The organism is Methylobacterium sp. 17Sr1-1, assembly GCF_003173775.1.
Lineage (GTDB): Bacteria > Pseudomonadota > Alphaproteobacteria > Rhizobiales > Beijerinckiaceae > Methylobacterium.
Genome location: NZ_CP029552.1, coordinates 2,713,883 through 2,736,275, shown reverse-complemented (window position 1 = coordinate 2,736,275; position 22,393 = coordinate 2,713,883). Strand labels below are relative to the sequence as shown.

Here is a 22,393-nt window from a genome sequence, read left to right as displayed (position 1 = left end):
AATCGGGGTCTATTCGCCCTCTGTCCGCTTCTTCAGTACAACCGGCCGTAGCAGGAAGGCTGGAACGTGTGCGCCCATGCCGATCTCGGCCTCCGGCATCGCGTCGTCGTCCCGGTGGCGGCCGCGGTCGTTGCGCCGGCCGGGGGAGCGCTCGTCGCCGTGACGGCGCTCGTCCGGGACGCGCCGCTCGGCGATCGGCCGCGGCGCCTCGCCGTTGCGGCGCGGGGGCGGCGAGGCGGGGGCCGCCTCCTGCGGGCGATCCTCTTGTGGGGCCTCCGACCGGTTGCTCCGCGCGCGCCGCCGGCGGGTCTCGTCCCGGCGGCCCTCGTCGCGCCGCGGCTCGTCGCGGCGGCCTGCAGGCCGTCCCTCGTCCCGGCGGCCGCGGCCGCCCCGGCCGCGGCGCTCGCCCGGCTCGGCGGCCTCGTCGTCGGGCAGGCTGGCGAGATCGCCCTCCGCCCAGGCAATCGGCTGGCCGATCAGGGTCTCGATCGCCGCGAGGGATTTTTCGTCGCCGCGGCCGACCAGGGTGAAGGCGGCGCCGGAGCGGCCGGCCCGGCCGGTGCGGCCGATCCGGTGGACGTAGTCCTCGGCGTGGTGCGGCACGTCGAAGTTGAAGACGTGGCTCACCGCCGGGATGTCGAGGCCACGGGCCGCCACGTCGCTGGCGACCAGCAGCGGCACCTCGCCGGAGCGGAACGCGTCGAGCGCCGCCATGCGGGCGCGCTGGTCCATGTCGCCGTGCAGGGCCGCGACGTTGAAGCCGTGGTTCGACAGCGACTTCTGCAGCTGCGCGACGTCGCGCTTGCGGTTGCAGAAGATGATGCCGTTGTTGAGCTCTTCCGCCGCGCGGATCAGCTTGCGCAGGGTCTTGCGCTTCTGGTGCCCCTCAGGCCCCGTCGCGACCAGCCGCTGGGTGATGGTCGAGGCGGTGGAGGCGGGGCGCGCCACCTCGATGCGCACGGGATTGTGCAGGAAGTCGTCGGCGAGCCGCTGGATCTCCGGCGGCATCGTCGCGGAGAAGAACAGGGTCTGGCGCGTGAACGGCACCATCTTCACGATGCGCTCGATGTCGGGGATGAACCCCATGTCGAGCATCCGGTCGGCCTCGTCGATGACGAGGAGCTCGACGCCGGTGAGCAGCAGCTTGCCGCGCTCGAAATGGTCGAGCAGCCGCCCGGGGGTCGCGATCAGCACGTCGACGCCGCGGGTGATCTTGAGGTCCTGGTCGGCGAACGAGACGCCACCGATCAGGAGCGCGACGTTGAGCTTGTGGTTCGAGCCGTAGCGCTCGAAATTCTCAACGACCTGCGCGGCGAGCTCGCGCGTCGGTTCGAGGATCAGCGTGCGCGGCATCCGGGCGCGGGCCCGGCCCTGCTCCAGCAGGGTCAGCATCGGCAGCGTGAACGCCGCCGTCTTGCCGGTGCCGGTCTGGGCGACACCCAGAACGTCGCGCCGCGCGAGGACATGCGGAATGGCTTGGGCTTGGATCGGGGTCGGCGTGGTGTAGCCCGCGGCCTCGACGGCCTGCTGCACCTTCTCGCTTAAACCCAGTTCGGCGAATGACATCCTGAAGAGAACCGTTGCGCGCGGGCGGGTCGGGCCGGCACGTAAGACACCGTCGCGGCAACGGCCGGCAGGCAAGGTCGTGTTGCAGCCTCGTCGCGCCGGCGGCGCCGGGGCGGGACGTTCACGCCATTGCTCCGTCGCGTCGGGCACGCGACCGCCCGCAGGACACGCCCGATGCGGGCCCATTTGTCAAGTGCTGACCGGGATTTATTCGGTGCAAAGGGCCGCCCGCCGCCGTGCCGCGACGCGGGCGCGCGTCAGGGGCGCGACGCCGCGCTGCCGAGCGTCAGGGGCGCAGGGGCGCGTTGCAGGGGTCGAGGCGCGTGCGCGCCGCGGGCCCGGCGATCGACCCGGTGGTCTCCGGCTCGACGAGGCCGCGCAAGGACGCGACCGTCTCCCGGCGCGGGTCGGCGACGTTGCGCGAGGCGAGGTAGTGAGTCGCCGCGAGCGAGCCCGCGACCGCGAACAAGGCGATCCTCCAGGTGCGGCGGAGCAGGGAAGGGGGTGCGGCCTCGCGCCCGGAAGCGTCCATCTCGGTTCCTCAGCGGTCATCCTGTGGATTGACCCTGGGGGAGCATGGTTAATCCTAAGTGACCGTGGTCGCTCGATTTTTCCGATCGGTGGTCGCCGCCGATTCACGTTTCGTTGACGGGTGGAGGGGTAAACCCTGGCCTCGTTGCAGGAATGCGACAGACCGGGTGACCGACCGGGGATAGAAGCGCGCCGGCTCTCGCCAACCAGGACCAGTAAGACAATGAAGAAGATCCTCCTCGCCTCCGTGGCCCTCGTCGGCCTGTCCGCCGCTGCGTCGGCCGCCGACCTGCCGCGCCGCGCCGCCCCGCCGCCGGTCTTCACGCCGGTGCCGGTCTTCACCTGGACGGGCTTCTACGCCGGTTTCAACGCCGGCTACGGCTTCGGCACCAGCGACAACCGCGCCGGCCCGGTGGTCGGTGTCGGCCCGGCCACCGGCCTCGTCGTCACCCCCACCGTGATCGCCTTCCCAGGCCAGCGTTCGACGGACGGCTTCGTCGGCGGCGGCCAGGTCGGCTACAACTACCAGTTCACCCCGGGCTCGGGCGTGGTGGTCGGCATCGAGGCCGACGCCCAGTACGTCGACTTCGGCCGTGACCGCAACCGCTTCGCCGCCACCGGCCCGATCGCCGCGCAGCAGGTGTTCAGCCCGGCCGGCATCGCGGGCCTCGACTACTTCGGCACCGTCCGCGGCCGCCTCGGCTACGCCTTCGACCGCACCCTCGTGTACGGCACCGGCGGCTTCGCCTACGGCTCGGGCGGCGGCCGCGACTTCGGCCTGCCGAACAGCTCGCGTGACGAGTTCCAGACCGGCTGGGTCGTCGGCGGCGGCGTCGAGTACGCTCTGCCCACCGACTCGTTCCTGAACTTCTTCCGTTCGTCGGCCGTGACCGTGAAGGTCGAAGGCCTGTACGTGAACCTGGATCAGGGCAACCGCAACAACGGCGCCTTCGCGATCAACAACGCCGGCACCGTGATCACCACCGCTTCGCCGGGCGTGGTCGTCGTGAACCCGGGCCAGGCCCGTCGCGACACCGAGTTCGCGGTCGTCCGCGCCGGCCTGAACTACAAGTTCAACGGCTTCTAGTCGTCGCACTCCGTCACCTCGACGGAGCGGAGCCCGGCCTCACGGCCGGGCTTTTCGCGTTGGGGCAGGCGCGGTCGTCCGTCACGGCGGGCACCGGCCGAACGCAAGAAGGGCCCGGCCGCTCGCGCGGCCGGGCCCTTCTTGCGTCGGAACCGGATCCGGGAACGGCAACGCCGTTCCCGGGCGATCGTCAGATATCGAGCTCGATCTCGTCGGCGAAGACCGCCCGCTCGGAGATGAAGGCGAAGCGGGCCTCGGGCTTGTTGCCCATCAGCCGCTCGACCGTGTCGCCGGTGGCGTCGCGCGCCTCCTCCACCACCTCGACCCGCAGGAGCGTGCGCTTCTTGGGGTCCATCGTGGTCTCCTTGAGCTGGCCGGGCATCATCTCGCCGAGGCCTTTGAAGCGCCCGATCTCGACCTTGCCCGACTTGAAGGTGGTCTTGAGCAGCTGCTCCTTGTGGCGGTCGTCCCGGGCATAGGCGCTCTTCGCCCCCTGGGTCAGCCGGTAGAGGGGAGGGACCGCCAGGTACAGGTGGCCGCCCTCGATCAGCTCCGGCATCTGCCGGTAGAAGAAGGTGATCAGCAGCGAGGCGATGTGGGCGCCGTCGACGTCGGCGTCGGTCATGATGATGACCTTCTCGTAGCGAAGGTCGTCGTGCCGGTACTGCTTGCCGATGCCGCAGCCGAGCGCCTGGATCAGGTCGGAGAGGAGCTGGTTGGCCCCGAGCTTGTCCCGGCTCGCCGAGGCGACGTTGAGGATCTTGCCGCGCAGGGGCAGGATCGCCTGGGTGGCGCGGTCGCGCGCCTGCTTGGCCGAGCCGCCGGCCGAATCGCCCTCGACGATGAAGATCTCGGAGCCGGCGGCGCCGGCCTTCGAGCAATCGGCGAGCTTGCCCGGCAGCCGCAGCTTGCGGGTCGCGGTCTTGCGGGCGACCTCCTTCTCCTGGCGCCGGCGCAGGCGCTCCTCGGCCCGGTCGATCACCCAGTCGAGGAGCTTGTTGGCCTGGGTCGGCGAGGCGGCGAGCCAATGGTCGAAGGCGTCGCGGATCGCCGCCTCGACGATGCGGGAGGCCTCCAGCGTCGCGAGCTTGTCCTTGGTCTGGCCCTGGAACTCGGGCTCGCGGATGAAGACCGACAGCATCGCCGCGCAGGTCGCCATCACGTCGTCGGCGGTGACCGAGGCCATCCGCTTGACCTGGCCGACCCGCTCGGCGTGGTCGCGCAGGCCCCGCAGCAGGGCCACCCGCATCCCGCTCTCGTGGGTGCCGCCCTCGGGCGTTGGAATGGTGTTGCAGTAGGACGACGAGAAGCCGTCGTCGTTCGCGAGCCAGGCCACCGCCCATTCGAGGGAGCCGTGGCTGCCGGGTTTGGTGACCTTGCCGGAGAAGACGTTGTCGGCGACGAGTTCCTTGCCGTCGATCTCGCGGGCGAGATAGTCCTTCAGGCCCGCCGGGAAGCGGTGCACGGCCTCGGCCGGCACGTTCTCGACGCCCTCCAGCAGGGACGGGGCGCAGCGCCAGCGGATCTCGACGCCGCCGAACAGGTAGGCCTTCGAGCGCGCCATCTTGAACAGGCGGCGCGGATCGAACCTGTGCTCGCCGAAGATCTCGGCATCGGGATGGAAGCGCACCTTGGTGCCGCGCCGGTTCTGCACCCGGCCGACCGTCTCGATCGGCCCCTGCGCGTGGCCGCGGGAGAAGGTCTGCCGGTAGAGGGTCTGGTTGCGGGCGACCTCGACCTCGAGCACGTCCGACAGGGCGTTCACCACCGAGATGCCGACGCCGTGCAGGCCGCCCGAGGTCTCGTAGACCTTCGAGTCGAACTTGCCGCCGGCATGCAGCGTGGTCATGATGACCTCGAGCGCCGACTTGCCAGGGAATTTCGGGTGCGGATCGATCGGGATGCCGCGGCCGTTGTCGGTCACGGCGAGGCAGCCGCTCTCCTCCAGCTCCACCTCGATGAAGCTGGCATGTCCCGCCACCGCCTCATCCATCGAGTTGTCGATCACCTCGGCGAAGAGGTGGTGCAGCGCCTTCTCGTCGGTGCCGCCGATATACATGCCGGGCCGGCGCCGCACCGGCTCCAGCCCCTCCAGCACCTCGATCGCCGAGGCGTCGTAGCCGGCCTCCTCCGCGGGTGGAGGCACGGCAACGGGCTTGATCCGCTTCACGGCCTCGGCCTTGAGCGGGTCCGCCGGCGGCTTCGATCCGGCGGGATTGGCACCGGGAGGCTTGCCCCCCGGTCCGAACAGGTCTCGTGCGGCCTCGCTCACGCGACGGCCTCGCGGTGGGGGAAGGGCTCTGGCAGCATTCGAGGTCATCCTTTCCCTATACCGGAACAAACGCGGAACAAAAAGAGCCTTTGCGCGGCTGCAGGGTGTGGCGAACGGGCGTGGCCGGGCGGCGTGGAATCGCCGCGCCGCAGAACCCGTACCAGAGTCACCGAGACGTAAACAAATTCCCTTAAAGCCCGGTGACGCGCACGATACCCCCCGGAACCTCGGCCGTGACCGCCCGTTGTCCGGGTGGCCGCTCCCGACGCCGGACGGGCGGCGCGCCGCAGGAGCGTTCCGACGATGAAATCCGTCAACCGCCATGCTCGTCATCTCTCCCTCGCCCGTGCCGAGCAGGCCGCCGGCCAGGCCTTCGGCTTCGCCGAGGAGGGCGTCGCCGCGGCCGCCGTCGGGATCGGCCGCGTGGCGATGACGGCGACCGGCGCGGCCGTCGCGGCGGCCTTCGCGGCGACCCTCGCCTGGGCGTTCTGAGGCCCCCGCGCGGACCGTCCCCGGCGACCACAGGGCCCTGCCATTGCCGCGGGCGGGGAGCGCCTTAGCTCCCGCCTCGCGATGCAACTCCCGCAATGCGGGATCGGCCCGCGGAACCTGCGCAATCCACCCGAATTTCCTGAGCGGCACCCCACGCCGTTCGCACACTCTTGCTCTTGAAGGATGGTGGCCCGATGCGGCGCACCCACAGCATGCCATTCGGTGCGGAAATCGGACCGGAGGGCGTGCGCTTCGCCCTCTGGGCATCGACCGCGGCGAGCGTCGCCCTGGTGCTCGACGGGACCGAGCATCCGCTGGAGGACCAGGGCGAGGGCTGGCGGCGCGTGACGGTGCCGGGCGTGCGCGCCGGCGCCCGCTACGGCTACCGGATCGACGGCGACCTCGTGGTGCCCGATCCGGCCTCGCGCTTCCAGCCGGAGGACGTGTCCGGCTTGAGCGAGGTGGTCGATCCCGCATCCTTCGCCTGGACCGACCAGACTTGGGCCGGGCGCCCGTTCGAGGAGACGGTGATCTACGAGTGCCATGTCGGCACCGCGACGCCGGAGGGGACCTACGCGGCGCTGACCGGCAAGCTCGAATCCTTGCGCGACCTCGGTGTCACCGCGATCGAGTTGCTTCCGCTCGCCGACTTCAAGGGCAGTCGCAACTGGGGCTATGACGGCGTGCTGCCCTACGCGCCGGATTCCGCATACGGTAGCCCCGACGACCTGCGCCGCCTCGTCGACCGGGCCCATTCCCTCGGGCTGATGGTCTTCCTCGACGTCGTCTACAACCATTTCGGCCCGGCCGGAAATTACCTCCACGCCTACGCCAAGTCGTTCTTCACCGAGCGGCACCAGACGCCGTGGGGCGCCGGCATCAATTTCGACGGCAAGACCAGCGGCGAGGTGGTGCGGGACTACTTCATCCACAACTCGCTGTACTGGCTAGAGGAGTTCCATATCGACGGCCTGCGCTTCGACGCGGTCCACGCGATCCTGGACGACTCCGACAAACACTTCCTCGGCGAGTTGGCCGAGCGAATCCGCGGGGCGTTCCCCGAGCGGCCGATCCACTTGATGCTGGAGAACGAGGCCAACCAGGCCTCGTGGCTGGAGCGGGACGACGCGGGTCAGCCGCGCTACCACAGCGCGCAATGGGCCGACGACACCCATCACGGCTGGCACATCCTGCTGACGGGCGAGGATTCCGGCTACTACGAGAGTTTTTCCGACAAGCCGGCCGCCCACCTCGCCCGCAGCCTCGCGGAAGGGTTCGCCTATCAGGGCGAGCCGTTCAAGACGCTCGACAACCACCCCCGCGGCGAGCCCTCGGCCCACCTGCCGCCGTCGGCCTTCGTCACCTTCCTGCAGAATCATGACCAGGTCGGCAACCGGGCGCTCGGCGAGCGCCTGAGCCACCTCGCCGATGCCGACAAGCTGGCGCTCGCCCGGGCCGGGCTGCTGCTCAGCCCGCAGATCCCGATGCTGTGGATGGGCGAGGAATGGTCGGCCTCGACGCCGTTCCTGTTCTTCGTCGACTTCGCCCCCGACGAGGATCTGAACAAGGCGGTCCGCGACGGCCGGCGTCGCGAGTTCAAGAGCTTCGCCGCCTTCGCCGACGAGGAGAAGGCGAAGACGATCCCGGATCCCACGGCCGAGGAGACGTTCCGGCGCTCCAAGCTCGATTGGGCGGAGCGGGAACGCTCGCCCCACCGCGAGGTCCTGGCCGACACCACCGCGCTGCTGGCGCTGCGCCAGCGCGAGGTGGTGCCGCTGACGAAGACCGCCTGGCAGGGCGGACGGTACGCGCTGCCGCGGCCCGACGTGATCGACGTGACGTGGCGCTATGCCGGGGGCTCCTTGCGCTTCGTCGGCGTGTTCGGCGGCGCATCCTACGAGCCCGGGCCGCTGCCCGGCCGCGTCGTCTGGCGTTCTCCTTCCGTCTCGCAGGACGAGGACGGCTCCCTGGTCCTGCCCGCGTGGTCGGGCGTGTTCGTGAAAGAGGTGGCTTGAGATGGCCGTGACCGAGGATGTCGTCGCGCGGCTCGCCGATGAGGCGGGCATCGCCGCGGACTACACCGACGCCTTCGGCCGGCGCGTCGAGACCCCGCTCTCCGTGCGCCAGGGGCTGCTCGCGGCCCTGGGCCTGCCGGCGGGGACCGACGCGGAGGCGCGAGCGAGCCTGGAGCGCATCCGCGCCCTGCGGCACGGCCTGGTGCCGCCGCTGGTGCCGGTCGAGGCGCGCCGCGCCGCGCGGGTCCCGGTCCGGCTGGGCGAGGCGGCCGGCACGGTGAGCTGGCGGATCGTCGACGAGCGCGGCACGGCGCGCGACGGGCGCGTGGCCTTGGGCCCCGAGGCCGACGCGATCGAGCTGCCGCCGCTCACCCCCGGCTACCACCGCCTCACGGTGACGTTCGGCGAGCAGCGCGCCGAGGCGACGGTGATCGCCGCGCCGCAGCGGTGCTGGCGTCCCCGGGCGCTCGGCGACGAGGGCGCGCGGGACTGGGGCCTGGCGGCCCAGCTCTACGGCCTGCGCTCCGACACCAATCTCGGCATCGGCACCTACGCCGATGCCGGGCGCGCCGCCGCCGATGCCGGGGCGCGGGGCGCCGCCTTCCTCGGCTTGAGCCCGGTCCACGCCCTGTTCTCGACCGACCGGCAGAAGGTCTCGCCCTACTCGCCGTCCTCGCGACTGTTCCTCGAGACGCTCTTCATCGATCCGACCTCGCTGCCGGGGCTTCCCGGCAGCCGGGCCGAGCGCCTCCTGAAGGACGCCAGTTCCGAGATCGCACGCCTGCGCGACGCCTCCCTCGTCGATCATGCCGGCGTCTGGCAGGTCTTGAGCCCGGTGCTCGAAGCCCTGTGGCTGGACTCGCCCGCCCGGGCCGGGCGGGACACGGACTTCCTCGCGTTCCGCGCCGCGGGGGCTGAGAACCTGGAGGCGCACGCCACCTTCGAGGCCCTGGCCGAGCATTTCTCGGGAGACGGCGCCAACTGGCTCGGCGACTGGCCGGAGGCTTACCGCCGCAACGGCACGCCGGAGGTCTCGGCCTTCGCGGCCGAGCACCAGGAGCGGGTCTCCTACCACGCCTGGCTGCAATTCCTCGCCGACCGGCAGCTCGCCCGCGCCGCGGCGCAAGGGCTCTCCTCCGGCATGCGGCTCGGGCTCTACCGCGACCTCGCGGTCGGCGCCGATCGCGGCGGCTCGGAGATCTGGTCGCATCCCGAGCGCTTCGCCGCCGGGCTGTCGATCGGCGCGCCGCCGGACATCCTGGCGCCGAACGGCCAGGATTGGGGCCTGCCGCCCTTCGATCCCCTGGAGCTGGAGCGCGACGGCCTCGCGGCCTTCCGGGCGCTCGTCCAGGCCAACATGCGGCACGCCGGCGCGATCCGCATCGACCACGCGTTCCAGCTCGCCCGGCTGTTCCTGATCCCGGTCGGGGTGGGCGCGAAGGGCGGCGCCTACGTGGCGATGCCGTTCGAGGCGATGCTGGCGGTCCTGCGCCTCGAGAGCCACCGGGCGAAGTGCCTCGTCATCGCCGAGGATCTCGGCACCGCGCCGGCCGGCTTCTCCGACGCGCTGATGCAGGCCGGCATCCTGAGCTACCGCATCCTGTCCTTCGAGCGGGGCGAGGGCGGCACGTTCAAGCGCCCGGCCGAGTACCCGCGCGACGCGCTCTGCGCCATCACCACCCACGACCTGCCGACCTTCGTCGGCTGGTGGCGCGGGGTCGACACGGAGCTGCGCCAGTCCCTCGGCCTCTACGACGCCGAGCGCGCCGGAGCCGAGCGCGAGGAGCGGGTGCACGAGCGCCGGCGCCTGACGGAGGCCCTGAACCAGGAGGGCCTGATCCCGACCGCCGACGTGCCGGGCGAGCCGCCCTTCGAGGCGGCGGTGCGCTTCCTCGCCCGGGCGCCGTCGGTGCTGACGGCGGTGCAGTACGAGGACATCCTCGGCGAGGTGAGCCAGGCCAACATGCCGGGCGTCACCGAGGGCTACCCGAACTGGCGGCGCAAGCTCGACCGCGACCTCGCGGCAATCGCGGCGCCGGGCGGGCCGCTCGCCAAGCTCGCCTCGTCGCTCTCGTCCGAGGAGCGCGGGCCGCGCTCTGGCGCGGCGCGGCTGGCCTCGCCGCCGCCGCGGGCGACCTACCGGCTGCAGTTCCACAAGGACTTCACCTTCGACCACGCGGCGAAGATCGTCCCGTACCTCGCCAAGCTCGGCATCAGCCACGTCTACGCCTCGCCGATCCACAAGGCGCGGCCGGGCTCGATGCACGGCTACGACATCGTCGACCACCGCGAGATCAACCCGGAGCTCGGCGGCGAGGAGGCGTTCATCCGCTTCAGCGATGGGCTGAAGGAGCACGGGCTGAAATTCCTGCTCGACATCGTGCCCAACCACATGGGCGTCGGCGGCGCCGACAACCCGTGGTGGCTCTCGGTGCTCGAATGGGGGGCGCTCTCGCCGGCCGCCGACGCCTTCGACATCGACTGGGGCCGGTTAGGGGCCCGCAACAAGCTCGTCGTGCCCTTCCTCGGCGACCGCTACGGCGAGGCCCTGGAGAAGGGCGACCTGAAGCTCGCCTTCGACCCGGAGGAGGGCTCCCTCAGCGTCTGGCATTTCGAGCACCGCTTCCCGGTCAACCCGCTGAGCTATCCGATCGTCCTCGACCGGGCCCTCGCGGCGCTGTCGGAGGTCGGCGACGAGGCCTCGGCGGAAGTGCTGTCGATCTCCGAGCGACTGCGCCGGATGGGTGACGAGACCAACGCGGAGCGTCAGGCCGCCTTCCCGGAGGAAGCGGAAGGATTGAAGCGGCGCCTCGCCCACGCGGTCGCGGCCTCGTCCGACCTGAAGGCGGCGATCGACCGGGCGGTGACCCTCGTCAACGGCTTCAAGGGCCATCCCGACAGCTTCGGGGCGCTGCACCGCATCCTGGAGGCCCAGGCCTATCGCCTCGCCCATTGGCGGGTCGCGGCGAGCGACATCAATTACCGCCGCTTCTTCGACGTGAACTCGCTCGCCGGCCTCAAGGTCGAGGACAAGCGGGTGTTCGAGGGCGCCCACGCGATGCTCTTCCGGCAGATCCGCGAGGGGCGGATCGACGGGTTGCGCATCGACCATATCGACGGCCTCGCCGATCCGGCGGGCTATGCCCGCGCGCTCCAGGCGGCGCTCGGCCCGGGCTTCTACATCGTCGTGGAGAAGATCCTGGAGCCGGGCGAGAAGCTCCGGCCCTGGCCGATCGCCGGCACCACCGGCTACGACGTGCTCAACCAGATCGACGGGCTGTTCGTCGACCAGGGGAAGCGCGAGGACGTCGCCAGGCTCTATGCCGGCGCGACCGGCATGGACGAGCCCTACGGTTGGCTCCTGCGCACCGTGAAGGGCGAGATCCTGGAGACCAGCTTCGCCAGCGAGCTGGAAGTCCTGACCTCGGACCTCAAGCAGGTGGCCGACGCCGACCGGCGCACCCGCGACTTCTCGGTCAACGCGCTGCGTCAGGCCCTGTCGGAGATCATCGCCCGCTTCCCGGTCTATCGCAGCTACCTGGGCTCGGACCTCGACGAGAACGAGATCGAGCCGGAGGACCTGAAGCTCATCGGCGACACGGTGCGCAAGGCCAAGCGCCGCTCCAGCCTGCCCGACCGCTCGGTGCACGACTTCACTGAGCGGGTGCTGCTCGGGCGGCTCGACACCGAGGGACCGGGCCGGCCCGACCCGGAGGTGGTGCGCCGCTTCCGCCGCCGCTTCCAGCAGCTCACCGGCCCCGTGATGGCCAAGAGCCTGGAGGACACCCTGTTCTACCGCTTCGTCGAGCTTCTGGCGCTCAACGAGGTCGGGGGTGATCCCGGCGAGTACGGGCTGACGGCCGAGCACTTCCACGCGCTCCAGGCCGCCCGCGCCCGCGACTGGCCGAACGCGATGATCACCACGGCCACTCACGACACCAAGCGCGGCGAGGATGCCCGCACCCGGCTGCTGGCGCTCTCCGAGATCCCGGCGGAATGGGAGGAGGCCTGGGCGTTGTGGGGGCGGCTGGTGCAGCCGCACCTGTCGGAGGTCGAGGGCGAGGCGGCGCCAGACGCCAACGATCAGTGGATGTTCCTGCAAGCCATCCTCGGCGCCTGGCCGCTGGAGCTGCTGACGGAGTCTCCCGAGACGAAGGACGTCGAGGAGTTCCGCAAGCGCCTCGGCGCCTATGCCGAGAAGGCGATGCGCGAGGGCAAGCGCCGGTCGAGCTGGGTCAATGTCGACGAGGCCTACGAGGGGGCGGTCGCCAAGCTCTTCGACGCCCTGGTGGCGCCTGGATCGGAGTTCCTCAAGGAATTCCGGCCCTTCGCCGAGCGGCTGGCGCGGGTCGGGATGGTGACGGGCCTCGCCCGTTCGGCGCTGAAATGCACCCTGCCAGGCCTGCCCGACATCTATCAGGGCACGGAGTTCTGGGATTTCTCCTTCGTGGATCCCGACAACCGTCGCCCGGTCGATTACGCCGAGCGCGAGGCGGCGCTCGGGCAGGACGCGGCGGTCGAGGACCTGCTGGCATCCTGGCCGGATGGACGAATCAAGCAGGCGGTCCTCGCCCGTCTGCTCGCCGACCGCGCCGCGTATCCCGGCTTCTACGCCGAGGCCGATTACGCCCCGGTCGCGGCCGAGGGGAAGGGTGCGGAGCGCGTCGTCGCCTTCCTGCGCCAGGACGCGACGGCGGGATCGGAGGCCGGCGACCTTCTCGTCGCGGTGCCCCGCCGCGTCGCGGCGGCGGAGACCCCGAACCTCGCCGGCGCCTTCGCCGGGACGAGCCTGCCGGTGCCGGAGGGCAGCGTCTGGCGCGATCTGGTGACGGGCGACGAGGTCCGTTCCGAGGGCGGACGCGTGAGCGTCGAGCGACTCTTCGCGCGTCTCCCCCTGGCGGTTCTGCGTCAGTCCGCCAGTTGAGACCTCGGGCTCAGCCGGACCCACCGGTCCGGCCGAGCCCGCCTGAATGGATCGAGAGAGAGCAGGCAGGACCGGGCCGATGAACGTACCCCGCACCAGCACCAAGCCGGCGAAGCGCACCCGCGAGGTGACGCCGCTGCCGGCGACCCTGGCGCCGCTGGCGGCCGGACCGCGGATCTACAACCTGTTTCCCCTCCTGGTCGGCCGGGTCTCGGCCTGGACCGCCGAACTGCCCCGCATCGCGGAGCTCGGCTTCGACTGGGTCTACCTCAATCCGTTCCACCAGACCGGCGGCTCGGGCTCGCTCTACGCCGTCGCCGACCCGGACCGGCTCGACGACCGCCTGCGCGACCTCGACGGTACGCCCGACGACGAGCAGATCCGCCGCTTCTGCGCGGCGGCCGCGGGCCACGGCCTGAAGATCATGACCGACCTGGTGGTGAACCACGCCGCCAATGACGGCAAGCTCGCCCACGAGCGCCCGGACCTGTTCGTGCGCGACGCCTCCGGCGCGCCGGTGAGCCCGCACGCGGTCGATCCCGACGATCCCTCGAAGATCACGGTCTGGGGCGACCTCGCCGAGTTCGACTACGTCGCCGCCGGACCCCGCACGGCGCTGACGGAATTGTGGAACGGCTACATCGCCAAGCTGCAAGGACTCGGGGTCGCCGGCTTCCGCTGCGACGCCGCCTACAAGGTGCCGCCGGACGTGTGGCGCAGCCTGATCGGCGCCGCCAAGGACCGCGACCACGCCGCGCTCTTCGCCGCCGAGACCCTGGGCTGCACCTTCGAGGAGGCGCGGGCCACGGCGGAAGCCGGGTTCGACTACCTGTTCAACTCCTTCGCCTGGTGGGACCTGAAGGCGCCCTGGGCGCTGGAGCAGTACGAGCGCCTGCGCATCCTGGCGCCCTCGATCGCGTTCCCCGAGAACCACGACATGCCGCGCCTCGCGGCCTCGCTGGAAGGCGGGCGCGAGGCGGTGGCGACGGAACTCAAGAGCCGCTACGCCCTGGCCGCCTTCTTCTCCGCCGGCGTGCTGATGCCGATCGGCTACGAATGGGGCTACGCCAAGCCGCTCCACGTGGTGGAGACCACCCCGGAGAGCCGCGAGCACCACACCGGCATCGACATCTCGGGCTTCATCGCGGCGATCAACCGCCTGCGCGCCGACCTGCCGGCGGCCAATGTCGAGGGCGCGCAGTGGCGTCTCTCGGCCCCCGACGCCTCGTTCATCGCGCTGATCCGGATCGATACCGGCCATCCCGGCTCGGCCGAGAACGCCGTGATCGTGCTGCACAACCCGACCGATAAGCCGGTCGCGGTCGATCCGGCGCCCCTGATCGCCGGCTCCGGCGGCGAGTTCGGGCCGTTCCAGGACCTGACGCCCGAGGCCGCCCCGCTCGTCTTCCGCGCCGACCAGTCGATCGGCCTGGAGCCGCGCGCAGTGCGCATCCTCGCGGCCCGCCGCATCGGCGCCGTGCGCCGGCCGCGCCGCACCACCCCGGGCGGGGAGGGGCGCGTCGTCATCGAGGCGGTGAGCCCTGAGATCGACGGCGGCCGCTCGGCGATCAAGCGGGTCGTCGGCGACCAGGTCCATGTCGAGGCCGACATCTTCACCGACGGGCACGACGTCATCAACGCCGCGGTCCTCTCGCGGCTGGCCGGCGAGACCGAGTGGCGCCGCGACCCGATGCTGTTCGTCGACAACGACCGGTGGCACGGACATTTCCCGCTGACCCGCAACGCCCGCTACGAGTACACGGTCGAGGCGTGGCGCGACGACTTCTCGTCCTGGCTGCGCGGCCTGGAGAAGAAGCGCAAGGCCGGCATCGACGTGCGGCTCGAGACGCAGGAGGGCGTCGGCCTCGTCAGGAAGGCGGCCTCCCTCGCAGAAGGCAGCGACGCGACCGCGCTGAGCGCCCTGGTGGCGGCTCTGGAGGCCGACGAACCGGGATCTGCGGCGCAGCTCCACCGCCTCCTGGAGCAGACGGCGCTGATCCACCGCAACTCCGAGCGGGTGAACCTCTCGCGCTATCCCGTCGTGCTGGAGGTCTTCGCCGATCGCTTGGCGGCGCGGTTCTCGGCCTGGTACGAGATTTTTCCGCGTTCGCAATCCGGCGACCCGAACCGCCACGGCACCTTCGACGACGTCATCGCCCGGCTGCCGGAGATCCGCGAGCTCGGCTTCGACGTGCTCTACTTCACGCCGATCCACCCGATCGGTCGCACCAACCGCAAGGGCAAGAACAACTCGCTGAAGGCGAAGGAGGGCGATGTCGGCTCGGTCTACGCCGTCGGCGCCGAGGAGGGCGGCCACGAGGCGGTGCATCCGGAACTCGGCACCCTCGACGACTTCCGGCGGCTCGTCGCGGCGAGCCACGCCCACGGCATGGAGGTGGCGCTGGACTTCGCCATCCAGTGCTCGCCGGACCATCCCTGGATCAAGCAGCATCCGGAATGGTTCGACTGGCGGCCCGACGGCACGATCAAGTTCGCCGAGAACCCGCCCAAGAAGTACGAGGACATCGTCAACGTCGATTTCTACCGCGAGGGCGCCTGCCCGTCGCTGTGGGTCGAGTTGCGCGACATCATCGTCGGCTGGGTCGAGCTGGGGGTGAAGATCTTCCGGGTCGACAACCCGCACACCAAGCCGATCCCATTCTGGGAGTGGATGATTCGCGACGTCAACGACCGCTATCCCGACGTGCTGTTCCTCGCCGAGGCCTTCACCCGGCCGAAGATGATGAAGAAGCTCGCCAAGGCCGGCTTCCAGCAGAGCTACACCTACTTCACCTGGCGCAACACCAAGGACGAGCTGGCGGCCTACTCGACGGAGCTGGCCGGCGAGATGGGCGAGTATTACCGCCCGAACTTCTTCGCCAACACGCCGGACATCAACCCGGTCTTCCTGCAGACCAGCGGCCGGCCAGGCTTCGTCATCCGCGGCACGCTGGCGGCGACGTTGTCGAGCGTCTACGGCATCTATAACGGCTTCGAACTCTGCGACGCCGCCCCGGTGCCGGGCAAGGAGGAGTACCTCGACTCCGAGAAGTACGAATTGAAGGCCTGGGACTATTACCGGCCCGGCAACATCCGCGACCACATCATCGCGCTGAACCGCATCCGGCGCGAGAACCCGGCCCTGTGGGATTTTCGCAATGTCGTCTTCACCCCGGCCTGGAACGACCAGATCCTGGCCTATCTGCGGATGACGCCGTCGGGCGACAACGCGGTGTTCTGCATGGTCAACCTCGATCCGAGGAACCGCCAGGAATGCACCTACGAGGTGCCGCTCTGGCAGCTCGGCCTGCCCGACGACGGCGCGGTCGAGGTCGAGGACCTGCTGCTCGGCTACAAGTTCGAGCTGCGCGGCAAGACCCACCGCATCGCCCTCGACCCGGCCGAGCGCTCGGTGGTGATCTGGCGCCTTCGCCGTCCCGAGCGCCTTGCGGCGCCCGGCGGCACGTGGCAGCACGGCTCTGCCTAGCCGGGCTTACCGGCGCGGACGGATCACCCGTCCGTGCCGGCAGGCTTCAAGGCTCCCGAACTCTCCCCGGCGCCCCGCGTTGAGCCCAAGCCCGACGACAGGCCTTCCGCCCGGCGCCACGACCCGATCGAATGAGGCTCTGACGCGATGATCGATCGCAGCGATCCGCAATGGTACCGTGACGCCATCATCTACCAGGTGCACGTCAAGTCCTTCTTCGACGCGAACAACGACGGCATCGGCGATTTCGACGGCCTGACCGCGAAGCTCGATTACATCCGGGACCTCGGCGTCACGGCGATCTGGCTGATGCCGTTCTATCCCTCGCCCCTGCGCGACGACGGCTACGACATCGCGGATTACCGCGACATCAACCCGTCCTACGGGACGATGGACCAGTTCCGCACCTTCGTGGACGAGGCCCATGCCAGGGGCCTGCGCGTCATCACCGAGCTCGTCATCAACCACACCTCGGACCAGCATCCCTGGTTCCAGCAGGCCCGCAACGCCCCGAAGGGGTCGGAGTGGCGCGACTTCTACGTCTGGTCGGACACCGACGAGCTGTACACCGACACCCGCATCATCTTCCTCGACACCGAGGCCTCGAACTGGACCTGGGATCCGGTCGCCAAGGCATATTACTGGCACCGCTTCTACTCGCACCAGCCCGACCTGAACTTCGACAACCCGAAGGTTCTGGACGCGGTGATCGAGGTGATGCGCTACTGGCTCGACATGGGGGTGGACGGGTTGCGCCTCGACGCGATCCCCTACCTGATCGAGCGCGACGGCACGAACTGCGAGAATCTCCCTGAGACCCACACGGTCATCAAGAAGATCCGCGCCGCCCTCGACGAATCCTATCCCGACCGGATGCTGCTGGCCGAGGCCAACCAGTGGCCGGAGGAGACCGCGCAGTATTTCGGCGACGGCGACGAATGCCACATGGCGTTCCACTTCCCGCTGATGCCGCGGATGTACATGGCGATCGCGCAGGAGGACCGGCACCCGATCACCGACATCATGCGGCAGACGCCGGAGATCCCGGAGGGCTGCCAATGGGCGATCTTCCTGCGCAACCATGACGAGCTGACGCTCGAGATGGTGACCGACAAGGAGCGCGACTACCTCTGGAGCTTCTACGCCGCCGACCGGCGCGCCCGCATCAACCTCGGCATCCGCCGCCGCCTCGCGCCCCTGCTCGAGAACGACCGGCGCAAGATCGAGCTGATGAAGTTCCTGGTCCTCTCGATGCCCGGCACCCCGGTGCTGTACTATGGCGACGAGATCGGCATGGGCGACAACATCTATCTCGGCGACCGCGACGGCGTGCGCACGCCGATGCAATGGTCGCCGGACCGCAACGGCGGCTTCTCCCGCTCCGACCCGGCCCGCCTGTTCCTGCCGACGATCCAGGACCCGATCTACGGCTTCGACGCGGTGAACGTCGAGGCGCAGACGCGCGCCCAGACGAGCCTGCTCAACTGGACGCGGCGGATGATCGCGATCCGCAACAACCACGTCTCGCTCGGGCGCGGCGCCCTGCGCTTCCTCTATCCGGACAACCGCAAGGTGCTCGCCTGGATTCGCGAGCACGACAACGAGCGCGTGCTCTGCGTCGCCAACCTGTCGCGGGCGCCGCAGGCGGTGCAGCTCGACCTTTCCGACCTGCGCACCGCGGTGCCGGTGGAGCTGACCGGCGGCACCTCGTTCCCGCCGATCGGCGACCTGCCGTACCTGCTGACCATGCCGGCCTACGGCTTCTACTGGTTCTCGCTCTCGACCGCGAATGCCGGCACGATGGGCCCGAGCCCCGAGGCGCCGGAGCTGTTCACGCTGGTGCTCACCGGCGGCGTCGAGACCCTGATGCGGGGCCGCGAGCGCCAGGCCTTCGAGCGCACCGTCGCGCCGCGCTTCATCGGCTCGCGGCGCTGGTTCGGCGCCAAGGGCACCCGCATCCGCGGGGTCGAGGTGACGGACAGCGCGATCCTGCCGGCTCTGAGCGGCACCGGCGGCTTCCTCCTGCCGCGCATCGCCGTCTCGCTCGCCAACGGCGAGACCCAGGATTACTTCGTGCCCCTCGCCGTCGACGAGGGCCGCGAGGACGAGTCGCTGATGGACCACGCGGTCGCCCGGGTGCGCCGGGGTCCGCGGATGGGCCTCCTCTACGGCGCCGCCTCCTCGGCCGACTTCGCGCTCGCGATGGTCGATGCGATGCGCCACGGCCGCGAGATCGCGTCCGAGAAGGGCAGCATCCGCTTCACCGCGACCTCGCTGTTCGATCCCGAGCTGGAGCTCGACCCGGCCGATATCCGCCGGCTCTCGGCGGAGCAGAGCAACACCTCGATCGCCTTCGGCTCGCGGCTGATGCTCAAGCTCCTGCGCCGGCTCCAGCCGGGCGCGCATCCGGAGGTCGAGGTCGGCCGCTTCCTCACCGAGGAGGCCGGGTTCAGGAACACCCCGGCGCTGCTCGGCGTGGTCGAGCATGTCGGACCCGACGGCACCGCGACGGCGCTCGGCCTGCTCCAGGCCTTCGTGCGCAACCAGGGCGACGCCTGGACCCTGATGCTCGAATACCTGCGGCGCGACCTCGACGCGATCGTGCTCGTGCCCGAGAGCGAGGCGCATTCGCCGGAGGAGACCTTCGCCACGCATCTGCGCTGGGCCGGGCTGCTCGGCCAGCGCACCGCCGAGATGCACAAGGCGCTCGCTACCGAGACGGCCGACCCGGCCTTCGCCGCCGAGCCGTTCACGGCGGAGGATCTGTCGGCGCTCGCCGCCGACACGCGGCGCCAGGCCGAGAAGGCCCTGCGGGTCTGCGCCTCGCTCGGCTTCACGGCCCCCGAGAGCGCCCAGGAGGCGGCGTCCGCGATCGTCGCCGCCAAGGCGGAGATCGAGGCGCTGATCGCCTCCCTGAGCGAGGGTGTGCCGACGGGCGCCCACCGCACCCGCATCCACGGCGACTACCATCTCGGCCAGGTGCTGGCCTCGCAGGACGACCTCATCATCGTCGACTTCGAGGGCGAGCCGTCGCGGCCGGTGGACGAGCGCCGGGCGAAATCGACGCCGCTCCGCGACGTCGCCGGCATCCTGCGCTCCTTCGCCTATGGCGGCGAGACCGTGACCCGCGAGGTCTCCTCGCGCTTCGCCGAGGCCGGCGAGCGGGCGAAGACTGCCGTCGCCGCCTGGCGCCAGATGGTGAGCGGGGCCTTCCTGGAGGCCTACGCCGCCACCGTGCAGGGCAGCCGCGCCGCGGTGACGGACGCGGGCACCCATGACCGCCTGCTGCGGCTCTGCCTGCTGCAGAAGGCGCTCTACGAGATCGATTACGAGGCCAACAACCGTCCGGACTGGATCGAGATTCCAGCCCGCGGCGTGCTGGCCATCCTGGAAGACCAGAAAGGGGCGTGACCCATGGACGACGAGACCAGCGCCCGGAAGCCGGCCGCTCGCCGGCGCCAGACCGACCGCAACCTTGAGACGAGCGTGACCGGGAGCGTGACGACCGGGAAGCCCGGCAAGGGTGCGACCGTGAAGGCGAGCCTCGTGGCACCCGTGACCGTGAAGGCGAAAGCCGGCAAGGACAAGGACGGCAAGAAGGGCAAGGGAGCCGCCGACGGAAAGGGGCACAAGCGCGCCGTCAAGCACGCCTCGCTGCGGGTCGCCGCGATGCAGGCCGCGGCCTCGCCCCGCGTGTCGGGACCGGCGCCGAGCCGCCCGGCGCGGCCGCCGGTGCCGGGGCGGGCCTACGCGGTCCATCCCGACGCCGTCGAGGCGATCATGCGCGCCGAGCACGGCGATCCCTTCTCGGTGCTCGGCCCCCACCAGACCGGTGAGGGGCAATGGGAGGTGCGCGCGGTGCTGCCGGAGGCCCGCGCCGCCACGGTGGTGATCGGCGACACCCGCGTGCCGATGGAGCGGCGCCACCCGGCCGGCTTCTTCGTCGGGAGCTTCGCCCATCCGCAGCGGCCCGATTACCGCATCGCGGTGGAGGGTTGGGACAACACCGAGCGCACGCGCCGCGACCCCTACGAGTACGGCGCCACCCTGACGCAGGCGGAAATCGGCCTGCTGCGCGACGTCGGCAACGACGCGGTGCACCGGGTGCTGGGGGCGCAGGCGGTCGAGATCGGCGGCACGCCGGGCTTCCGCTTCGCGGTCTGGGCGCCGAATGCCCGCCGGGTCTCGGTGGTCGGCGACTTCAACGACTGGGACGGCCGGCGCCACCCGATGCGGCTGTGGCAGGATGGCGGTGTCTGGGAGCTGTTCATCCCCGAACTGAAGAAGGGCGGCCACTACAAGTTCGAGATCCGCGGGCCCGACGGCGCGCTCCTGCCGCTCAAGGCCGACCCGGTCGCCTTCGCGGCGCAGCAGCCGCCCGAGACCGCCTCGCGCCTCGAAGGGCTGCCGAAGCCGGCCTGGCGCGACCAGGCCTGGATGCAGAGCCGCAACGCGCTGGATCACCGCCACGGCCCGATCTCGATCTACGAGGTCCATCTCGGCTCGTGGGCGCGGGTGCCGGAGGAGGGCAACCGCTACCTCACCTACCGCGAGCTCGCCGCGCGCCTGATCCCCTACGCCAAGGAGATGGGCTTCACCCATATCGAGCTCCTGCCGATCACCGAGCACCCGTTCGACGGGTCCTGGGGCTACCAGCCGGTCTCGCTCTACGCGCCGACCAGCCGCTTCGGCTCGCCCGAGGACTTCTCGGAGTTCGTCAACGCCGCGCACGAGGCCGGCATCGGCATCCTGCTCGACTGGGTGCCGGGCCACTTCCCCCTCGATGCCCACGGCCTCGGCCAGTTCGACGGCACCCACCTCTACGAACATGCCGACCCGCGCCAGGGCTTCCACCAGGACTGGGGCACCTACATCTACAATTTCGGGCGCACCGAGGTCTCGGCCTTCCTCGCCTCGAATGCCCGGTTCTGGCTCGAGCACTACCATCTCGACGGACTGCGCGTCGATGCGGTGGCGTCGATGCTGTATCTGGACTACTCGCGCCGGGCCGGCGAGTGGATCCCGAACCAGTACGGCGGCAACGAGAACCTGGAAGCCATCGACTTCCTGCGCAAGACCAACGAGGCGACCTACAGCCATGCCCCCGGCACGATGACGGTGGCGGAGGAATCGACCTCCTGGCCGGGCGTCTCGCACCCGACCTATACCGGCGGCCTCGGCTTCGGCTTCAAGTGGAACATGGGGTGGATGCACGACACCCTGCGCTTCATCTCGAAGGAGCCGGTGCATCGCCGCTACCACCACCACGACCTGACCTTCGGCCTGCTCTACGCCTTCTCCGAGAACTTCATCCTGCCCCTGTCCCACGACGAGGTGGTGCACGGGAAGGGCTCGCTGCTCGGCAAGATGCCGGGTGACCGCTGGCAGAAATTCGCCAATCTCCGCGCCTATTTCGGCTTCATGTGGGGGCATCCCGGCAAGAAGCTCCTGTTCATGGGCGGCGAATTCGGCCAGGAGAAGGAGTGGAACCACAACCAGAGCCTGGACTGGCACCTGCTGGAGGATCCCTTCCACGCCGGCCTGAAGGCGCTGGTGCGCGACCTCAACCACCTCTACGCCGCGACCCCTGCGCTCTACTCGCGCGACACCGAGGCCGCCGGCTTCCAGTGGCTGGTCTCGGACGATGCCGAGAACAACGTCATCGCCTGGGCCCGCAAGGGCCGCGCGCCGGGCGAGATCGCGATCGTGGTGTCGAACTTCACGCCCGTGGTGCGCCACGGCTACCGCATCGGCGTGCCGATGGCCGGCCATTACCGCGAGGCGTTCAACTCGGACGCCGAGGGCTATGGCGGCAGCAATGTCGGCAATTACGGCGGGGTCGACGCGGTGGCGGAGGCCTCGCACGGACAGGAGCACTCGCTGACCCTGTCGCTGCCGCCGCTCGCCACGCTGATCCTGGTGCGGCAGGGCTGAGGCCTGCACGGCGCGGCCCGGCGGGGCCGCGCCGGATCCCGTCGCTCCGGCCGAGCCGGAGCGACCTTCTTGTCATTCCTTCCAG

General features: G+C 70.5%; 10 protein-coding genes. 7 read left to right on the top strand and 3 right to left on the bottom strand.

What is annotated here, in order from left to right:
- Positions 1 to 9 precede the first annotated feature (9 nt).
- Together DK412_RS12350 and DK412_RS12345 are read right to left on the bottom strand one after the other, a co-directional pair.
- The gene (locus DK412_RS12350; protein WP_109972187.1) at positions 10 to 1,566 is read right to left on the bottom strand and encodes a DEAD/DEAH box helicase; all 1,557 of its coding nucleotides are present in this window, start codon (positions 1,564 to 1,566) and stop codon (positions 10 to 12) included.
- Between the two features lie 286 nt (positions 1,567 to 1,852).
- The gene (locus DK412_RS12345; RefSeq protein WP_109972186.1) at positions 1,853 to 2,098 is read right to left on the bottom strand and encodes a hypothetical protein; all 246 of its coding nucleotides are present in this window, start codon (positions 2,096 to 2,098) and stop codon (positions 1,853 to 1,855) included.
- Between the two features lie 222 nt (positions 2,099 to 2,320).
- Between DK412_RS12345 and DK412_RS12340 the strand changes: the two genes are divergently transcribed.
- Positions 2,321 to 3,184, top strand: a complete 864-nt coding sequence (locus DK412_RS12340) for an outer membrane beta-barrel protein (protein ID WP_109972185.1) — start codon at positions 2,321 to 2,323, stop codon at positions 3,182 to 3,184.
- A gap of 190 nt (positions 3,185 to 3,374) precedes the next feature.
- Here DK412_RS12340 and parE read toward each other — a convergent pair whose 3' ends face one another.
- Positions 3,375 to 5,456 (bottom strand): DNA topoisomerase IV subunit B, encoded by a 2,082-nt coding sequence (gene parE / locus DK412_RS12335; protein WP_109972184.1) that lies wholly within the window; start codon positions 5,454 to 5,456, stop codon positions 3,375 to 3,377.
- A 303-nt stretch (positions 5,457 to 5,759) separates the two neighbouring features.
- Between parE and DK412_RS12330 the strand changes: the two genes are divergently transcribed.
- The 6 genes from DK412_RS12330 (at position 5,760) to glgB (ending at position 22,308) form a co-directional block, all read left to right on the top strand.
- Positions 5,760 to 5,948, top strand: coding sequence for a hypothetical protein (locus tag DK412_RS12330; RefSeq protein ID WP_109972183.1), 189 nt, complete (start codon positions 5,760 to 5,762; stop codon positions 5,946 to 5,948).
- A 194-nt stretch (positions 5,949 to 6,142) separates the two neighbouring features.
- The gene (gene treZ, locus DK412_RS12325) at positions 6,143 to 7,963 is read left to right on the top strand and encodes a malto-oligosyltrehalose trehalohydrolase (protein WP_109972182.1); all 1,821 of its coding nucleotides are present in this window, start codon (positions 6,143 to 6,145) and stop codon (positions 7,961 to 7,963) included.
- A gap of 1 nt (position 7,964) precedes the next feature.
- Positions 7,965 to 12,887 carry a malto-oligosyltrehalose synthase gene (locus tag DK412_RS12320; protein WP_109972181.1) on the top strand — a complete coding sequence of 1,641 codons (4,923 nt, stop codon included), beginning with the start codon at positions 7,965 to 7,967 and terminating at the stop codon, positions 12,885 to 12,887.
- A 79-nt stretch (positions 12,888 to 12,966) separates the two neighbouring features.
- Positions 12,967 to 16,374 (top strand): maltotransferase domain-containing protein, encoded by a 3,408-nt coding sequence (locus DK412_RS12315; protein ID WP_109972180.1) that lies wholly within the window; start codon positions 12,967 to 12,969, stop codon positions 16,372 to 16,374.
- 147 nt (positions 16,375 to 16,521) lie between these two features.
- Entirely contained in the window at positions 16,522 to 19,785 is a 3,264-nt protein-coding gene (treS, locus tag DK412_RS12310) for a maltose alpha-D-glucosyltransferase (protein ID WP_109972179.1), read from the top strand.
- 369 nt (positions 19,786 to 20,154) lie between these two features.
- On the top strand, positions 20,155 to 22,308 hold the full coding sequence (gene glgB / locus DK412_RS12305; RefSeq protein WP_245447745.1) for a 1,4-alpha-glucan branching protein GlgB: 2,154 nt from the start codon (positions 20,155 to 20,157) through the stop codon (positions 22,306 to 22,308).
- Positions 22,309 to 22,393: the final 85 nt, after the last annotated feature.